This is a genomic window from Streptomyces sp. NBC_01275, from assembly GCF_026340655.1.
Classification (GTDB): Bacteria; Actinomycetota; Actinomycetes; order Streptomycetales; family Streptomycetaceae; genus Streptomyces.
In genome coordinates this window covers 6,087,060-6,104,455 of sequence record NZ_JAPEOZ010000001.1, presented here as the reverse complement: position 1 = coordinate 6,104,455, position 17,396 = coordinate 6,087,060, and the positions used below count along the sequence as shown (strand labels likewise).

General features: G+C 71.1%; 13 protein-coding genes. 6 read left to right on the top strand and 7 right to left on the bottom strand.

Going from position 1 to position 17,396, the window contains the following annotated elements; genetic code table 11:
- Positions 1 to 14: 14 nt before the first annotated feature.
- The 4 genes from OG562_RS27080 to OG562_RS27065 all read right to left on the bottom strand — a co-directional run bounded on the left by OG562_RS27080 (position 15) and on the right by OG562_RS27065 (position 4,916).
- The gene (locus tag OG562_RS27080; RefSeq protein ID WP_266402220.1) at positions 15 to 1,091 is read right to left on the bottom strand and encodes a hypothetical protein; all 1,077 of its coding nucleotides are present in this window, start codon (positions 1,089 to 1,091) and stop codon (positions 15 to 17) included.
- Positions 1,092 to 1,171: 80 nt separating this feature from the next.
- Positions 1,172 to 2,110, bottom strand: coding sequence for an N-acetylneuraminate synthase family protein (locus tag OG562_RS27075; RefSeq protein ID WP_266402217.1), 939 nt, complete (start codon positions 2,108 to 2,110; stop codon positions 1,172 to 1,174).
- Positions 2,111 to 2,124: 14 nt separating this feature from the next.
- Positions 2,125 to 3,405: an N-acylneuraminate cytidylyltransferase gene (locus OG562_RS27070; protein ID WP_266402215.1), complete on the bottom strand. Its 1,281-nt coding sequence runs from the start codon at positions 3,403 to 3,405 to the stop codon at positions 2,125 to 2,127.
- Positions 3,406 to 3,491: 86 nt separating this feature from the next.
- Positions 3,492 to 4,916, bottom strand: coding sequence for a DUF6716 putative glycosyltransferase (locus tag OG562_RS27065; protein ID WP_266402212.1), 1,425 nt, complete (start codon positions 4,914 to 4,916; stop codon positions 3,492 to 3,494).
- Between the two features lie 198 nt (positions 4,917 to 5,114).
- On the opposite strand from OG562_RS27065, the gene OG562_RS27060 reads away from it, so the two are divergent.
- The 5 genes from OG562_RS27060 to OG562_RS27040 all read left to right on the top strand — a co-directional run bounded on the left by OG562_RS27060 (position 5,115) and on the right by OG562_RS27040 (position 10,339).
- Positions 5,115 to 6,101: a glycosyltransferase family 2 protein gene (locus OG562_RS27060; RefSeq protein WP_266402210.1), complete on the top strand. Its 987-nt coding sequence runs from the start codon at positions 5,115 to 5,117 to the stop codon at positions 6,099 to 6,101.
- A complete protein-coding gene (locus tag OG562_RS27055; protein ID WP_266402208.1) occupies positions 6,101 to 7,471 on the top strand; it encodes an alpha-2,8-polysialyltransferase family protein in 1,371 nt (456 codons plus the stop codon). Before OG562_RS27060 ends, OG562_RS27055 begins: the two co-directional genes overlap by 1 nt.
- Positions 7,472 to 7,645: 174 nt before the next feature.
- Positions 7,646 to 8,665, top strand: a complete 1,020-nt coding sequence (locus OG562_RS27050; protein ID WP_266402205.1) for a glycosyltransferase family 2 protein — start codon at positions 7,646 to 7,648, stop codon at positions 8,663 to 8,665.
- Positions 8,658 to 9,080 carry a GtrA family protein gene (locus OG562_RS27045; protein WP_266402203.1) on the top strand — a complete coding sequence of 141 codons (423 nt, stop codon included), beginning with the start codon at positions 8,658 to 8,660 and terminating at the stop codon, positions 9,078 to 9,080. Before OG562_RS27050 ends, OG562_RS27045 begins: the two co-directional genes overlap by 8 nt.
- Positions 9,077 to 10,339 (top strand): NAD(P)/FAD-dependent oxidoreductase, encoded by a 1,263-nt coding sequence (locus OG562_RS27040; RefSeq protein WP_266402200.1) that lies wholly within the window; start codon positions 9,077 to 9,079, stop codon positions 10,337 to 10,339. The genes OG562_RS27045 and OG562_RS27040 overlap by 4 nt, the downstream gene beginning before the upstream one ends.
- Before the next feature lie 83 nt (positions 10,340 to 10,422).
- Here the strand turns inward: OG562_RS27040 and OG562_RS27035 are convergent, their stop codons facing one another.
- The 3 genes from OG562_RS27035 to OG562_RS27025 are packed head-to-tail and all read right to left on the bottom strand — an operon-like array spanning position 10,423 to position 15,908.
- Positions 10,423 to 12,108 (bottom strand): hypothetical protein, encoded by a 1,686-nt coding sequence (locus tag OG562_RS27035; protein WP_266402198.1) that lies wholly within the window; start codon positions 12,106 to 12,108, stop codon positions 10,423 to 10,425.
- Between the two features lie 3 nt (positions 12,109 to 12,111).
- A complete protein-coding gene (locus OG562_RS27030) occupies positions 12,112 to 14,457 on the bottom strand; it encodes a glycosyltransferase (RefSeq protein WP_266409553.1) in 2,346 nt (781 codons plus the stop codon).
- 29 nt (positions 14,458 to 14,486) lie between these two features.
- Positions 14,487 to 15,908 carry a glycosyltransferase family 29 protein gene (locus tag OG562_RS27025; protein ID WP_266402195.1) on the bottom strand — a complete coding sequence of 474 codons (1,422 nt, stop codon included), beginning with the start codon at positions 15,906 to 15,908 and terminating at the stop codon, positions 14,487 to 14,489.
- A gap of 318 nt (positions 15,909 to 16,226) precedes the next feature.
- Between OG562_RS27025 and OG562_RS27020 the strand changes: the two genes are divergently transcribed.
- The gene (locus tag OG562_RS27020; protein WP_266409551.1) at positions 16,227 to 17,300 is read left to right on the top strand and encodes an acyltransferase; all 1,074 of its coding nucleotides are present in this window, start codon (positions 16,227 to 16,229) and stop codon (positions 17,298 to 17,300) included.
- The last annotated feature ends 96 nt before the right edge of the window (positions 17,301 to 17,396 follow it).

The following is a 17,396-nucleotide window of genomic DNA, read 5'->3' as shown; positions in this document are numbered from 1 at the left end:
CACGGACCGGGATGTCAGACCACGCTCACCGCCGCCAGCCGATGCACATCCCTCGCGGTCCCCGTCACGCCCGACAGGAAGCCCTGTGCGCGCGGTGACGCGGTCTCCGTCAGCCACGCCGGGTCGATGTCGCAGACCGCTACGCGGACGTCCGTGCCGGCCAGGGCGAGGGGGAGGGTGTGGACGACGGTGGAGGGGAAGCTGAGGACCGTTCGGCCGATGGGGCCTCTGCGGGCGATCAGTTCCAGGGGGAGGTCGGGGCGGACCACCTCCAGGCCCGTCTCCACGGCGAGGCGGTGGAGTTTGTCGGTGCTCTCGCGGCGGTGCGCGAAGTAGCGGGCGGCGCCGTGGGTCCTGGCCAGGGCGCTGACGGCTTCCAGGTAGCGGTCGGCGTCGACCACGCCGGTCTCGACCAGGGACGTGCCGACCATGTCCGCGCCCTTCGTCACGCGGGGCGGGCCGAAGCGGGTCCGGGTCCAGGCGAAGGCGTTGGCGGTGACCGTGACGCCCTGGGGGGAGTCCTCTATCGGCATGGAGGAGAAGACCTCCACCCGCCTCTCCTCGCTCGGGGTCAGACGGCGGCGGGCCGCGGCGGACACCGGGGCGAAGAGCAGGTCGCGGGGGCCGGGGCGGCCGCCCTTGCGGTGCCAGCGGACCAGGCGTTCGCCGCGGGCGAGCTGGCCCACGAACTCCATCGTCGCCGTGCCGTCGTCCACCACGACCAGGTCGGACGCCGTGGTGATGGTCAGCAGGAGCTGGACGTAGCGGGAGAAGGGGTCGCCCATCACCACCCGCCTCGCCCTGCGCAGGAGGGGGGTCAGGCCGCCGATCGTGCGGAAGGGGGCCGTCGTGCCGCCTCTCGCCTCCTCCCAGCGGACCGTGTGGCCCTCCTCGCGGGCCAGTTCCGCCATGCGGCGCAGCTGGCCCCGGGTCATCGGGTCGGTCGGGGACAGGACGACGAGGGTGAACCCCGCGCCGGGCTGTTCCTGGGCGTGCGCCCATTCGAGCACGTTCAGGAGCTGCACCGGGCTCTCGACGAACGCGAGGGTGTGGGGGGTGGGGCCGGTGCTCTCACCGGCGCGGGGGCTCATCCTCGTATGACCGTCCCGTTGTCGTGTATCTGTCGGGTATCTGATCGGGTGTCTGTCGGGTGTCTGTCGTGGACCGCTGGTCAGACCGCGACCGGCTCGCCGGCCGCCGCGGCGATGTCCGCCTCCGCGACGACGCCGCTGACCCGGCGCAGCTTCTTCATGGGGCCGAGCTCGGAGTCGTAGACCTTCTTGACGCCGTCGCCGAGGGAGGCCTCGATGGTGCGGATGTCGCGGACCAGGCGGGACAGGCCGCCCGGCTCGACGGAGGCGGCCTGGTCGGAGCCCCACATCGCGCGGTCGAGGGTGATGTGGCGCTCGACGAAGACGGCGCCGAGGGCGACGGCGGCGAGGGTGGTCTGCAGGCCCGTCTCGTGGCCGGAGTAGCCGATCGGGACGTTCGGGTACTCCTTCTCCAGCGTGTTGATCACGCGGAGGTTGAGCTCCTCGGCCTTCGCCGGGTAGGTCGACGTGGCGTGGCAGAGCAGGATGTTGTCGCTGCCCAGGACCTCGACCGCGTGGCGGATCTGACGCGGGGTCGACATGCCGGTGGACAGGATGATCGTCTTGCCGGTGCCGCGCAGGGCGCGCAGCAGCTCGTCGTCGGTGAGGGAGGCGGAGGCCACCTTGTGCGCGGGGACGTCGAACTTCTCCAGGAACGCGACCGCCTCGGTGTCCCACGGGGACGCGAACCAGGCGATGTTCTTCTCCTGGCAGTACGCGTCGATCTGGCGGTACTCGTCCTCGCCGAACTCGACGCGGTGGCGGTAGTCGATGTACGTCATCCGGCCCCAGGGCGTGTCGCGCTCGATGTCCCACTGGTCGCGCGGGGTGCAGATCTCCGGGGTGCGCTTCTGGAACTTGACGGCGTCGCAGCCGGCCTCGGCGGCGGCGTCGATCAGCCGGAAGGCGTTCTCGAGGTCGCCGTTGTGGTTGATGCCGATCTCACCGGTGACGTAGACGGGGTGGCCGGGGCCGACGGGGCGTGAACCGAGCAGGCGGAAGCGGGAGTTGGTGCTCATGGCGGAACGTGTCCTTACTGAGTGAGGGGCGTGAGGGGCGTGAGGGGAGCGGAGGAATCGGCGTGATCGGCGGATTCGTCGGAAGAGTCGAGAGAGGGTCCGAGGATCCAGCCGGCGATCTCCCGGATCGCGCCGTCGCCACCGGGTACGGCGGTGACCGCGCGGGCGGCGCCGCGCACGACGTCGTGGGCGCTCGCGACCGCCACCGGCCAGCCCACGAGGGCGAAGCAGGGGAGGTCGTTGACGTCGTTGCCGACGTAGAGCACGCGCTCGGGCGCGATGCCCTGCTCCTCGCACCACTGCTTGAGGGCGAGGTCCTTGCGGTCGATGCCGTGCAGGACCGGGAGCTTGAGCTTCCGGGCCCGCGCGGCGACGACCGGGTTCTGTTCCGTGGACAGGATCAGCATCTTCAGGCCCGAGTTGCGCAGAGCGGCGATGCCGAGGCCGTCTCCGCGGTGCACGGAGACGAACTCCCGTCCGTCGGAGTCGATCAGCACCCGGTCGTCGGTCTGGGTGCCGTCGAAGTCGAGGACCACCGCGTCGATGTCGTCGGCGGTCGGGAGGGAACCGGAGCGGCCCGCGTCGAAGAGGGGGGCCAGGGCCCGGGCCCGCGCCAGCTCGTGCGCGTCGTCGATCTCCAGCACGCGGGCCGGGTCGGTGCGCACCAGCTCCGTGTGGCCGAAGAAGCGGTGGCGGTGCTCGCGGAAGCCGGCCGCGTCCATGGCGTAGGCGGCGCCGGTCTCCAGGAAGTCCTGGGGGCGGTCCTGGCGGCGCGGGCGGTAGGACTTGTCGTGGTTGACGCCGTTCCCGCCGCCGGCGCCCTCCGCGTTCTCCGCGGCGCGCCAGACGAAGCCGTGGAACGGGGCGACCGTCACCGCCGTGTCCGCGCCCTGCTCGGCGACGGCGGCGGCGACCCCGTCGACGTCCTCGCGGACCAGGAACGGGCTGGTGCACTGCACGAGCAGCACCACGTCGACCGGGGAGCCGTGCAGGGTCTCGTGGGCGTCCATGGCGTGCAGGACGGCGGCCTCGGAGGTGGCGGTGTCGCCGGCGATGGCGGCCGGCCGCAGCACGACCTCCGCCCCGGCCTCCCGGGCCGCCGTCGCGATGGCCTGGTCGTCGGTGGAGACGACGACGTCCGTGACGAGCCGGGTGGCCCGGCACTCGCGGACCGCGCGGGCCACCAGCGGCACACCGCCGACGGGGGCGAGGTTCTTCGCGGGGACGCCCTTGGAGCCGCCGCGCGCGGGGATCACGGCGAGGACGCGACGCACCCCCGCTGGTGAGTCGGACATGACCTTTTCTCCTTGCGGCTTCAAAACTCCTTGCGGCTTCAAAACTCCGTGCGGCTTCGCATCTCCGTGCGGCTTCGGGTCGGCGCTCACAGCTCCCCCATCCGGCGGATGACCGGCGCCACCCGCTGCACCCCGTGCCGGTAGGCGCCGCGGGCCGCCCTGCGGACGATCTGGCGGACCGGGCCCGGCTCCCGGTCGGCGGCCGGGGCGCCGGGCAGCGGGCTGCCGTCGGGGCCGAGGTGGTGGCGGGCGAGGATGCCGGGCAGATAGCCGGGCGCGGTGGCGGGCGTGTAGTAGGGGGTCAGCGGCGGCAGACCGCCGGGCCGGCCGAGCAGCTTGGCGATGCGTTCGCGGGCCGGGTCGAAGGCGGTGGCGTACCCGCCGTCCGGGGCGACGCCCTGCCGGGCCACCCACTCCGGGTCTTCGGCGGGCCGGTGCCCGGCGTCGAGCTGGTCCCAGGAGGCGAGGCAGCCGGAGCCGACGAAGTGGTGGTTGCCGAGCGCCTCGCGCACCCCGAGGTCGGTGAGGACCACGGTGGGGATACGGCGGTGCAGGGACTCCAGGGCGGCCGTGGAGCTGACCGTGACCATGAGGTCGGTGCGGTCGAGGACCTCGCCCATGTTCCCGTAGACGAGGCGGAAGTTGGACGGCAGCTCGTGCCTCTGCGCCAGCTTCTGGTAGGGCAACTCCTCGATGTGGGTGGTGTGTTCGCCGGGCTTGGAGCGCAGCTTCAGCAGCACCTCGCGCTCGGGGTGCAGCCGCGCGTGCCGCACCAGCCGCTCCAGCAGGTACGCCCGGTCCCTGCGGCTCTCCGGTACGGAGGGCTGCGCGGCGAAGACGACCGTGTAGGGCCTGCTCCCCTGCTCCGCGGCCGGGTCGGGCTCGCCCGCGTACGGGGCGCCGCCCAGGAACGGCAGGGCCACCTCGGTCACCGCCGAGGCGTCGGCGCCCACCCCCTCGTACACCGCGCGGAAACGCTCGGCGTCCTGACGGGAGTTGGCGAGGACCAGGTCCGCGCCGTGGCGCAGCAGCAGTCCGTCGGCGAGCTTCTCGTAGACGACGCCGACATAGCCGGTGACGACGACGGGACGCCTCGCCCGGCCCTCGACTCCTCCGTCGGTCCCGCCCTCGCCGTCGGCCTGCCCGTCGGCCTCCCAGATCCGCTTGAGCCCGTGCAGGATCGCCTGGACGCCCCCGCCGACCAGCGCCAGCACGAGGACGTCGTACGACGACTGCGCCATGGCGCGCAGGAACTCGACGGCGGTGACCTCGCGCAGGGAGTCGGCGCGCACGCCGACCTCGGCCAGCTGGCGTGGGGTGGGCGTGGCACGGCCGCGCAGCAGGAAGCCGTCGAGGACGGGGGCGACTTGCGCGCCCTCGCGCGGTCCGGCTTCCATGGACGGGCCGCTGCCCGGTGCGATCCTGGCAGCGGTCAGCGCACCCCATTTCCATCGGGTGTCGGAGTCCGCGAGGACGGCGATCCGCGGGGGCTGAGAAGTACTTGCTGGCACGAGGAAGACGCTAGGAAGCAAAACCCTGGCTTTACCCAACCAGGACTCAACGAAAAGTTAACAGCACGCCACCGAACGTCGAACTGGCCGCCCGGCTCCCGGAAAGTACAGGGGATGCACCATTCCGACACATCGAGTTCACCCCCTGTATCCGCACCGGAAAGTTTCGCTGCCGGGGGCGCTCCTAGGGTTTCGCAGGTGCCAAAGCTTTCTGTGATCGTGCCGTTCTACAACGTCCAGCAATACGCCCCGGACATGCTCGGAAGTCTGCGGCTGAACGCCCGCCCGGACTTCGAGTTCGTGCTGGTGGACGACAAATCGAAGGATGAGACCCCGGCCATTCTCGAACGGGCGGTCGAGGACCTTTCGCAGGTCGCCCAGGTGCGCTTCGTCCGTCATGAGGAGAACGGCGGACTCGCCACCGCCCGCAACACCGGTCTCGACGCGGCGCGGGGCGAGTACCTGACGTTCCTGGACGGCGACGACTGGGTCGCCCGGGGCTACCTCGGCGAACTCCTCGCCTCGATCGAGTCCCTGGGCTGCGACTTCGTCCGCACCGACCACGTCCAGGCCACCGGCCGCGCCCGGACGATCGTCCGGCATCCGCTCGGGCGGCGCGGGGAGGTGCTGAACCCCCGCGAGGCGATCCTGCCCACCGACCGCTCGACGTCCGTCGACTACGCCTACGCCTGGGCCGGCGTCTACCACCGCCGGCTGGTGGACCGGGGCCTGCTGCACTTCACCGACGGGCTGCGCACCGCCGAGGACCGGCCCTGGATCTGGAAGCTGCACCGGGAGGCGGAGTCGTTCGCCGTGGTGAACCTGCACGGCGTCTTCTACCGCCGCGGGGTCGCCTCCTCCCTCACCCAGATCGGCGACGCCCGCCAGCTCGACTTCATCCGCGCCTTCGACCAGGTCGTCGAGGAGACCGCGGCCGACCGCGAGGCCGACCGGCTGCTGCCGAAGGCGGTGCGCACGTACTGCGCGATCATCGCCCACCATCTCGCGGAGATCGACAAGTTCGAGCCGGCCGTCGCCAAGCAGCTGCGGGCGATGAGCTCTGCGGCCATACAGCGCATGCCGCAGGAACTGCTCACCGACGTCCTCGACCGCATGGACCTGCGCCGCTCCTCCAAGCTGCGGCGACTGCGGCGCAGGATCACCACCGCGAAGGCGGCCGCCTGATGTCCCCCACCCAGCCCCACGCCCAGCCCCCCGCCCAGTCCGGTACCCAGTCCCGTACCCAGATCTTCTGCGCGTCCACGCTGTACGGCGTCGCCACGCTCGCCGCCGCGCTCGACTCCGACTGCTTCCCGGCGGCGGACCGCCGGCTGCTGCTGGTGTGCAACAACGCCACGACCCCGGAGACCACCCCGGCCGTCGACGAGATGCCGGGCTTCGAGCCGCTGCGCGGCCGCTTCGACCAGGTGCTGTCCTGGAACGACGCGATCAGCCCGTTCCACCCGGGGGCGTGGTCGCCGCGCCCCGACGACGTCCCGCTGTTCGAGCGGTATCTGCGGCTGCTGTGGGAGCTGGGCGAGGACCAGGTGGAGATCGTCCTGGAGTCGATCCAGGTCAACCCCGCCCAGGCCATCGCCCAGGTGTTCCCCGGAGCGCCCGTCGAGGTCTACGCCGACGGGCTGATGAGCTACGGGCCCACCCGCAACAAGCTCGATCCGCTGATCGGCACCCGGGTGCGCCGACTGCTCCACCTCGACCTGGTGGCAGGCCTCACGCCCCTGCTGCTGACCGAGTTCGGGGTGCCCGCGCAGACGGTGCCGACGAGCGCGTTCCTGAAGGTGCTCGGCCAGGTCGCCGAGGCCGTGCCGGCCCTTCCCGAGCTGCCGGACGACTCCGCGCTGCTGCTGGGCCAGTACCTGTCCGCGCTGGACATCCTCTCCGTCAAGGAGGAGGAGGACCTGCATGTGCGGATGATGCGGGGGGCGGTGGCCCGCGGGCACCGCTCGGTCGTGTTCAAGCCGCATCCGACCGCCCCGGCCCGCTACAGCCGCCTCCTGGAGGCCGAGGCGGAGAAGCTGGGCGTGGCGCTGACGGTGCTCGACACACCGGTCCTCGCCGAGGTGCTGTTCGACAGGGCGCGGCCCGCGCTGGTCGTGGGCTGCTTCTCCACCGCCCTGTTCACCGCGTCCGCGTTCTACGAGCTGCCGGTGGCCCGGCTGGGCACCGAGCCGCTGCTGGACCGCCTGACGCCGTTCCAGAACAGCAACCGGGTGCCGGTGGTCCTGGCCGACGCGCTGCTGCCGGACCTGGAGGAACGGGAGGAGACCGTGCCCGCCGACACGGTGGCCGGGCTGGTCGGCGCGGTCGGCTTCGTCATGCAGCCGCAGATCCACCCGGGTCTGCGCCCGACGGCGGAGAACTATCTGCGCACGCGTCTCGGCCCGCGCACCCAGCGCTTTTTCAAGCGCAAGCGCCTCACCTCGCTGGGTCTGCCCGGCGGCATCCCGGAGCGGCTGGCATTCCTGCCGCGAAACTCCACGGCCCGCCGGGTGGTACGGCGAGCGAAGTCATTGCGGAAATCGATCAAGCGTTGAACCGGCGATGACCATCGCGAAATGAAGCAATAAACCAGAAAAGATGAAGAGCAATGGGGCCGCCCTCTTCCGGATGCGAGGAGTTGGCCTGGGGTTAACCGTGGCTCCATAGCTTCCCCGAATGCTGCAAATAGCGTTCTCCACAGTCCCGTTCAGGATCGCGGGCGGGCCGAGATGACCCAGCAGGACATACGCCCGCCCGCTGCCGCCTCGTTGACCCTGGCCGCAGTGGAACCCGCGCCGGACCGGCGGCCGCTGATCTCCTATGTCCTGCCGGTCTACAACGAGCAGGACGGCATCACCGCCTTCCACACCGAGCTGACCGCCGCCTTCGAAGGCCGCCCGGACCTCGACTTCGAGCTGGTCTACGTCAACGACGGCTCCGCCGACGGCTCGCTCGCGACCCTGCGGGGTTTCGCGGAGCGGGACGACCGGGTCCGGGTGGTCGACTTCGCCCGCAACTTCGGGCACCAGATCGCCATCACGGCCGGTCTGGACGTCGCCAGGGGCGACGCGGTGATCGTCATGGACACCGACCTCCAGGACCCGCCGCGGGTCAGCCTGGAGCTGGTGGACGCCTGGCGCGAGGGCGCGGAGATCGTGCACGCGCGGCGGCGCAGCCGCCAGGACACGCTGTTCAAGCGGACCACCGCGCACCTCTACTACCGCGTCCTGCGCTCCACCACCGAGGTGGACATCCCGCTGGACACCGGGGACTTCCGGCTCCTGGACCGGCGGGTCGCCGACGAGCTGCGCAAGTACCGCGAGCGCAGCCGGTTCGTGCGCGGGATCGTCGCCTCGATGGGCTACCGGCAGGCGACGGTGGCGTTCGACCGGGACGAGCGGTTCGCGGGCGAGACGAAGTACCCGCTGCGCAAGATGGCCAAGCTCGCCATCGACGGCGTCACCAGCTTCTCCACCGTGCCGCTGAAGATGATCACCCGGCTCGGTTTCCTCGTCCTGGCGCTCTCCCTGATCGGCATCGTCTACGCGCTGGCGATGAAGTTCTTCCGGCCCGACATCACGGTCTCCGGCTGGACGATGCTCATGGTCGTCGTGCTGTTCCTCGGCGGCGTCCAGATGCTCTCCGTCGGTGTGATCGGCACGTACGTGGGGCGCATCTACAGCGAGACGCAGGGGCGTCCGCTGTACCTGGTGCGCGAGGTGATCGGCGGTTCGAAGGCCGATGACTGAGACCACGGCCGGGATCCAGGCGACGCCCGGGTCCTCGGACTCCCAGACCGTGCGCCAACTGGTCCGCTACACCCTCATCGGGGGCAGCGGCGTCGCTCTCGACCTCGCCGTCTTCCTGCTGCTGCACAACGTGGCGGGGATGGACGAGCAGCTCGCCAACGTGATCAGCACGACGCTCGCCATCACCAACAACTTCGTCCTCAACGCACGGTTCACCTTCGAGCGCCGGGACCGGATCGTCGTCCGCTTCCTGCGCTTCTACGCCGTCGGCCTGACCGGCATCGCCCTGACGAACCTGCTCTTCCTCGCCTTCACCGACGGCCTGGGGATCGACGCCAACCTCGTCAAGGCGGCCTCGCTGCCCCTGGTCCTGGCGCTGCAGTTCGTGCTCAACAGAAAGTGGAGCTTCGCATGAACCTCGGCATCATCGGCGCGGGCGCCACCGGCCTCACCGCCGCCTGGGACGCCGTGCGCGCCGGCCATCAGGTGACCATCCTGGAGGCGGCCGCCGAACTCGGGGGGCTGGCCGCCTCGTTGGAGGTGGGCGGGGTCCCGTTGGAGCGCTACTACCACCACATCTTCCGCAGCGACAAGGCCATGATCGGGCTGATCGAGGAGTTGGGGCTCGGGGACGCGCTGCGCTTCCACAAGCCGACGACCGGCATCTTCCGGGGCGGGAAGCTGATCGACTTCACCACCCCGTTCGACATGCTGCGCTTCCCGGAGTTCTCCCCGGTGGACGCCGTGCGGTTCTCCGGTTCGGCGGCGGTGCTGAAGGCGGTGCGGGGCGGGGAGCGGTTCAACGATCTCACCGCGCTCGCCTGGCTGCGGAAGTGGGCGGGGCGCAGGGCCACGGCGGCGATCTGGGAGCCGCTGCTGAAGGGCAAGTTCGGCGACCGGGCCGAGCAGGTGTCGATGGCGTGGCTGTGGGCCCGTATCCACTGCCGGACGTTCGAACTCGGCTATGTGGACGGCGGGTTCGAGCGGGTCTACGCGGCGCTGCGGGACGGGATCGAGGAGCGCGGCGGGAAGGTGGAGTTCGGCAAGGCGGTGCAGACCATCCGGCAGGACGGCGACACGCCCGTCGTCACCTGCGCGGACGGCTCGACGTACCGCTTCGACCGACTGATCGTCACCACCCCGCAGCCGGCCTTCGCCAAGGCGGCCGGGCTGCCGGCCGAGGACGCGGTGTGGAAGAACCAGTACCTGGGCGCGACCTGCTTCGTCCTCGAACTGGACCGCAGCGTGATCCCGTACTACTGGCTCAACATCAACGAGCCCGACTTCCCGTTCCTGGCGGTCGTCGAGCACACGCGGATGATCGACCCGGCCGTGTACGGCGGGCGGCACGTCCTCTACGTCGGCAACTACGTCGAGCGGGAGGACTGGCGGTTCACCGGCGAGCCCGGTGAGCTGCTGAACGCGTTCGTGCCGTATCTGCGGCGGATCAACCCCGCCTTCGACACGTCCTGGATCAAGGACTGGCACTTCTCGAAGGCCGGGTTCGCCCAGCCGGTCGTGACGCCGCAGTACCGGGCGCTGATCCCCGGCCACGAGACCCCGATGAGCCGGGTCACGCTGGCGACGATGGCCCAGATCTACCCGCAGGACCGCGGCCAGAGCTACTCGGTGGAGATGGCCCGCAAGGTGACGGGGTCGCTGGGGCTGCGCTGACCCGCACCCACGGCATGAGGGACATGAGGGAGGGGCCCTGGGTGACCGGGGCCCCTCCCTCATGTCCCTCATGTCCGGGCAGGCTACCTGCGCCTGCACACCACCAGCGGTGTCTTCGGGTCCAGCGGCGGGCAGTCGTACGTCGCCTGCACGCGCCGCCGCAGGCCGGCGTCGACGTAGGCGAGGCGGAACCAGGCGCGGTCCAGGATCGCGTAGGGCGCCGGGTCGTGGTCGACGCAGTCCGCGTTCTCCTTGAAGGACTTCAGGTCGGCGACGTCCGGGAGGAAGCGGGAGCGCTGGAGGAAGGTGGCGATGGGATAGCGGCACTGGGCGGGGTGGTCGACGTAGTACGTCGTGTCGCCGAAGGCCAGGTACAGGACGCGGGCGCCCGCCGGGATCCGGGCGCGCAGCCGGTCGGCGTCGGCCTGCTTGCGCTCTGTGTTGCGCAGGAAGGACGCGCTGGTCGAGGAGACCTTGCCGTACTGCACCAGGTGCGGGGAGTCGGGCCAGACGGGGCCGGCCAGCAGGACGACCCCGCAGAGCGCGACCAGGGCCGCCGATCGTCCGGGCCGGCCTCGCAGCCGGGTGTCGGCCACCGCGGCGAGCAGGGCGAGGAGCCCGAGCGCCCACACCGCCGCCGGCCTCTGGAGCCCCTTGGACGCGTGGGTGTAGAGCGCGGGCAGTGCGCCGTACAGCAGTGACACGGCGCCGAAGCACCACGGGGGTGTCGGTGAGCCGGCCACCGCGAGGCCCCACATCGCGGCGGCCACGACCGTCAGTTGGACGGCGTGGTAGAGGAACCAGTTGCCCTGGACGACCACCACGGCCAGCGAGCCGAGGCCGATGAGGACGGCGATCGTGAGGAGTTCGAGGCGGCGGGCGCGGCCCTGGACGCGGGTGAGGAGCAGCAGGAGCGCGCCGGGCAGGAGGAGGAGCACCGGGGTGAGGACGGCCCGGTCGGCGAGGAACTCGAAGGAGCGGTGGAGGATGAAGCCCGGGTGGACGCCGGTGCGGCTGAGGGCCGACTGGTTGATCTGCGGCATGTCCTCGGTCCACTGCAGCTCGTGGGAGCCGGCGAGGACGCTCAGCCCGAAGAGCGTGATCGCGCCCACGACGGCGACCAGGGCGACGCGTACGGCGCGGCCGCGGTCGACGGCCCACAGGAGAAGGATGCCGAAGGCGGCCGTGGAGGCGGTGGAGTACTTCATCATCACCGCGAGCCCGAGCGGGAGTGCGGCGAGGAGGGCGGCCGGCCAGGGGCGGCGGACGCCGAGGGCGGCGGCGATGCCGAAGACCGTCAGCACCGCCGCCGTCCACTCCGGCTGCAGGAAGTCGGTGCGCGGCGCGAGGACGAGGACGAGCCCGGTGGCGCCCGCCGTGAGAGCCGCCTCGCGGGGGGTGGTCCGGCGCCGGAGCGCCGTGTACAGGGCGAGGGCGGCCGCGGCCACGATGACCGCGCCCTCGGCTTCGATGATCGTCTCCCGTACGACCACGCCGCCGGAGGTGGGCAGGTCGAGCAGGGCCACGAACCACCGGTAGAAGAACGGCCGGTGGGTGAAGACCTCGGACGGGGAGTAGCCGGCCTCGCCGCCCACGCGCAGGGCGGCGAGCACGTACTGGAGGTCGCCCGTCAGCCGGCGGGTGAGGACCGTGTACACGACGGCCGCCGCGGCCGGGGCCGCGACCACCGGCCACCACAGGGGTGACCGGCGGGCGCGGTTGTCTCTCGCGGTGGCGGGCGCGTCGGCCTCGGCGGCGGTCGTCGCCATGGCTCAGCCGCCCAGGACGGCGCGCAGGTCTGCGGCGTTCGCCTCGGTGGTCTTCCACAGCTCCTGCTGCCGGCCGTGGACGTCGGCGACGGTCCGGTCGTGGTCGGCGAGCAGGTCGCGGGAGCGCTCCACGAGGACGGCGGCGAGGTCGCGGTCGTGCACCGAGACGCCCCATTCGGGCCGGTCGATGTCGCGCAGGAAGTACGCCATCTTGGGGTGCGAGATGAGGCTGATGATGGGCGTGCCGCAGCCGAAGGGGATCATCCCGGCGTGGCCGCGCATGCCGATGACGAGCTTGGTGCGGGCGTACAGGGCGCGGATCTCGTCGTTGTCGAAGTCGTACATCGGGATGACGGGCAGTGAGACGCCGTGCTCGCGGCGCAGGTCGAAGGCGAGCTTCTCGTCGTCGAGGGAGTGCGCGACGCACTTCACCTCGGCCAGCTCGCCCAGCTCGCGCACGGCCTTGGCCGTCTGGGCGAGGAAGTGGCCGTAGTCGTGCCCGAAGCGCAGGCCCGCGCGGTCGTAGGCGGCGTTGAGGAGGATGGTGTCGTCGCGTCGGGCCGGGTCCTGCCAGCCGTCGACCAGCTGGCGGGTGACGGTGGTGGGGCAGGGCTGGAAGCGGACCCGGTCGTGCAGACGGGACGGGAGCATCGCCCGCACCTTCTCGATCGAGCCGTGGTTGCGCAGCCCGAAGAAGGAGGACCGCTCGACGAGTTGGCGCAGCGAGGACCGGAAGCGCTCGGCGCGGTAGGACTGGCCGTCGAAGGCGTTGAAGCCGACGGCGTAGACCGCGATGGGCACGTCGATGCGGTTCAGGAGGTCGTCCGGGACGTTCCACTGCCAGGCGCTGTTGCCGTTGGGCATGGTGTCCGGGATGAACAGGCCGCCGCCGCCGATGACCAGGCCCTTGCGGGCGTTGACGCGTTCCAGGGCGGCCTCGTCGAAGAGCCGGTGGGCGTGCACGGAGTGCCAGCGGCGGCCGGTGGTGTCGGGGCCGAAGGCGAGCCGGACGCTCTCCGGGAGCAGTTTGTCGCCGGCGTTGCCCTGGCGGTCCATGTAGAAGGCGACGTGCGCGAGCTGGTCCTCGGGGCGGCCGGCCGGCTGGGCGGGGACGCCGGTGGTGCGCTGGTGCCAGATGCGGCTGGCGCGGTGGGTCGGGTCGACGGTGAGGCCGGCCGTCGCGTGCTTCTGCGCCTGTGTGTCGTCGCCGTGCACCCACTCGATCTGGGCGAGGCGGGCGTAGGCGGTCGCGGCCCGGTTGGGGGCGGCGGTGGCCAGTTGCAGCTGGGCGCGGGCCTCGTCGTAGCGGGAGACGCTCATCAGGGCGTTCCCGTACACCTCGTGCGGCCAGGCCTCGTCGACGGGCAGGTGCACGCGCTCCAGGATGTCGACGGCCGACTGGTAGTCGCCGGCGCCGATGTGGGCGAGGGCGACCTTGCGGGCGGTGTCGACGTCGCCGGTGCGCTCGACGTGCGGGGTGCCGTAGTGGACGAGGAGGTCGTGGTGGAGGGTGTCGCCGGCCTCCAGGTAGGCGGCGTGCAGTTCGGCGTCGGGGACGTCGAACTCGGTCCAGCGCTCCTGTGCCTGGCCGTAGCCGGCCTCGCCGCCCTGCCAGGGCTTGTGGCGGCCGGTGAAGTGCAGGACGGCCGTCTCCTCGGGGACCGGGAGGTCGCCGGAGAGGCGGCGCTTGACGTAGTTGTACCGGGGGTCGAGGTCGACGAAGTCGCCGTCGAGGAGGGCGTTGAGGATGCCCTGGTCGTGCTTGTCGAGCTCGTACTTCCCGCTGCGGCCGATGGCGTCGAGCTGTGCGCAGAACGCGTCGGTGAGGTACTCCTTCTGGATGACGAGGAGTCCGCTGTTGAGCATGCGGGTCTTGTCGCCGTAGAAGAACTGCGGGACGGCGGCCAGGCCGTGGCGCAGGGTCAGCAGCTCGGTGATCGGGCCGAGGACCACCATGTCGGTGTCCAGGGTGATCACGGTGTCGTAGTCGCGGACGCGGAAGACGTCGAGGATGAAGTACGCCTTGCGGACCAGGTAGTTGTCCTGGTCGCCCTTGACGTAGGAGTCGTAGTGGTCGGCGTCGACGCGGCGGAACCGCACGCGCGGGTGCAGGGCGCGGACGGCGGCGACGGAGGCCGGGCGCAGGTCGTCGTGGAAGACGAGGAAGTCCTCGCAGACGTCCGGGTTGGACAGGGCGAGGGAGCGCAGCAGGACGAGGAAGCCGGGGAGGTAGTTCTCGTCGACGAAGCTCGCGAAGGCGATGCGGCGCTTGCCGGTCAGAGCGGCGGCGTCGGTGGCCGGCGCGCCCGTGGCGGAGGCGGCGGCACCGGATATCTCGGTGGCGGACATCGCGGAGGTGGTGGCGGGGCTGGTGGTCGTCATCGCAGGGAAATCCTCATGCCGGAGACGCTCTGGGCCCGTTCCATGACCCACGCCTTCTCGCTGCCGTATTCGTGCACGTTGGTGATGGCCAGCTTCATCGCCTCGGGGAGGCGGTAGGCCCCGCTCTCGTAGAAGTCGAAGCCGATCAGGTCGAGGGTGGGGCTGACGTCGAGGAAGTCGAGCAGCCACAGCATGTTGAAGCCGGAGGTGGGGATGGCCGCGAACTGCTCCTGCGTCCAGCCGCCGATGTTGCGCACGGGCCAGCGCAGGGACTCGTCGTTGACGTACGTCTGCGCGCCGGGGACGAGCTTGTTGCGCACCGAGTGCTTCCAGTCGGGCGAGCTGCCGCCGAAGACGAGCCGGATGTCGACCGGCTGCTCCCAGTTGTAGGCGTGCTTGTGGATGCTGACGTGGATGTCGGTCTTCTTGCCGGTGTGCGCCGCGTCGATGCGGTACGAGTTGAAGCGCACGACCAGGTCGTAGCCGTCGATGTCCGTGCCCAGGCCGCTCTCGCCGACCTTGCCGGAGTTGGCGACCAGGCAGATGGACCTGCCGGCGATCCGGTTGCGGAACTCGCCGAGGCTGAGCCACTGCACGCCCCCGAACAGGGGGTCGGGGACCGGGCCGCGCATCCGGTTGCGCCGGGTGTCGGCGTACAGGGCGAGCGCCTGGGTGAGCTCCGGGGCCGGGCGGCCGGGCAGGGCGGTCGCCAGGTCGAGGTAGTGCGCGAGCGCCTCCTGGATCTCCTGCTCGGGCACGCCCTGACGGTCCATCGCCAGGAGCGCGCCGACCAGGCGGGCCTGCGCGCCGCTCTGGTCGCCGACGGCGTGCGCGGCGAGGCCCTCGGCCCAGACGTCGGTGGCGGCGGCGTCCGCGAAGCGGGTGGACTCCGGGACCGTGCGCTGGAGGAGGGCGAGCAGCTCGGTGCGGGCCTGGGTGGAGGCGTGGATGCCGTCGACGCGGGCGCGGACGCCGAAGCCGTCGTCCTTGGTGAGGTCGAGGTAGCGCTCGTAGGCCTCGGCGGCGGCGACGGGCAGGCCCATGGCCTCCAGCAGCCGGCCGCGCAGCCGCCAGCCGGCGCGGGAGTTGCGGCGCTGGCCCAGGATGGCGTCGGTGATGAGCAGGGTCAGGTTCAGCTCGTCGTCGTAGCCGCAGACGACCGCCTTGTTGCCGACGCCGAGGAGCGCGTCGAGCACCTCGTTGCTGATGCCGCCGCCGGACGCCGCCGCCTTGGTGCGCCTCAGGAGGCTGGTGGCCGTGACCGCCGGCGCGGCCGTCTCCTGGGTCGCCCACACGGCGAGCAGCTGGCGCAGCGCCTCGGCGAGCGCGAGGCGGCGGGGGTCGAGGCTGCCGACCAGCTTGCCGCTGTGCACCGAGCACGCGCGCAGGCAGTCGGCCGGCGTGACCGGGGACGGCACCGCCGAGGGCCTGACCGGCCTGGTGTCTGACCCTCTGCTGCGGACCCTCGTCATGGTTCTCCTGGCGTATGGAAATGACACAGAACTAGTGAGTTTCGATTGAAGGTTGGGAGAATGTAAGAAAGGAAAACGACGCTCAGGTGAACCCCTCGGAACTACAGAGCGAATGCTGCCGCCGTCGAACAGAAGTTTTGCGGGTGACGTCATAGGGTCCACATAGACGGCTCCAGACCCACTTATACGAGGGACACCGGCGTGACACAGACGGTCGTGAACACGGCACAGGGGAAGCGGCAGGAGAACCCGCCGGTCGCTCCCCTGAAGGCGGCACGGTCCGGCGGCCGGCTGCGCGCGCTGGACGGGCTGCGGCTGATCGCGGCCCTGATGGTCGCCTGCTACCACTACGGCGGCCGCGGCGGCGACATCACGCACGCCTGGGGGACCTCGGCGTCGAAGGTGTTCCCGACCCTGCACACGCCGTTCGCCTACGGCTGTCTGGGCGTCCAGGTCTTCTTCGTGATCAGCGGCTTCGTCATCTGCATGAGCGGCTGGGGCCGTTCCCTGCGCTCCTTCTTCGCCTCGCGCGTCGCCCGTCTGATGCCCGCGTACTGGGTGGCGGTCCTGCTGGTGAGCCTGGTGTTCGCGCTGCCGGTCGTCGTCTACGACGCGGTCGCGCCGAGCGACGTCCTGGTGAACCTGACCCTGCTTCAGCAGCCGCTGGGCGTCGACCGGGTGCTGGGCGTGGACTGGACGCTGTGGGCGGAGGTCCGCTTCTACGCGCTGTTCGCGCTGTGCGTGGTCCTGCCGGGCGCGAACCGACGCCGGGTGATCATGTTCTGCATGGGCTGGATCCTGGCGGCGGCGATCGCGCAGGGCGCGCACCAGCCGCTGCTCGACATCGTGCTGATGCCGGAGTACGCGCCGTTCTTCGTCGGCGGCGTCGGCCTGTACCTCGTCCACCGCGACCGGCGGGACCCCTACGCGTGGGGGATCGTCGGCGTGAGCTTCCTGATCGGGCAGCACTACGCGGTGCGCGCCCTGTGGAACGTCTCGGACCCGCACGCCTTCGCCCACCGCACGTCCTACGGCATCATCGCCGTCGTCGCCTTCGGGTTCGTCGCCGTCGCCGCGATCGCGCTCGGCTGGCTGGACCGGGTGAACTGGCGCTGGCTGACGGTCGCGGGCGCGCTGACCTACCCGTTCTACCTGGTGCACGAGCACCTCGGCTGGGTCGTCGTCGAGACCCTGCACCGACGCCTGGGCGTGCCGTCGTACGGGACGTTCCTGCTGACCATCGCGTCGATGCTGGTCCTGGCGTGGCTGCTGAACCGGCTGGTGGAGGAACGGCTGACACCGAGGCTGCGAAAAGCACTGGCCGCGCCGAGGGCGTGAGAGAAGCGCCGGGGCCGGTTAACGAACAGTGAATTCCCGGCTTCTTCGAGTCGTATTGCACGCGGTACCGCTCAGCCGTATTGCACAGCCGTCTCG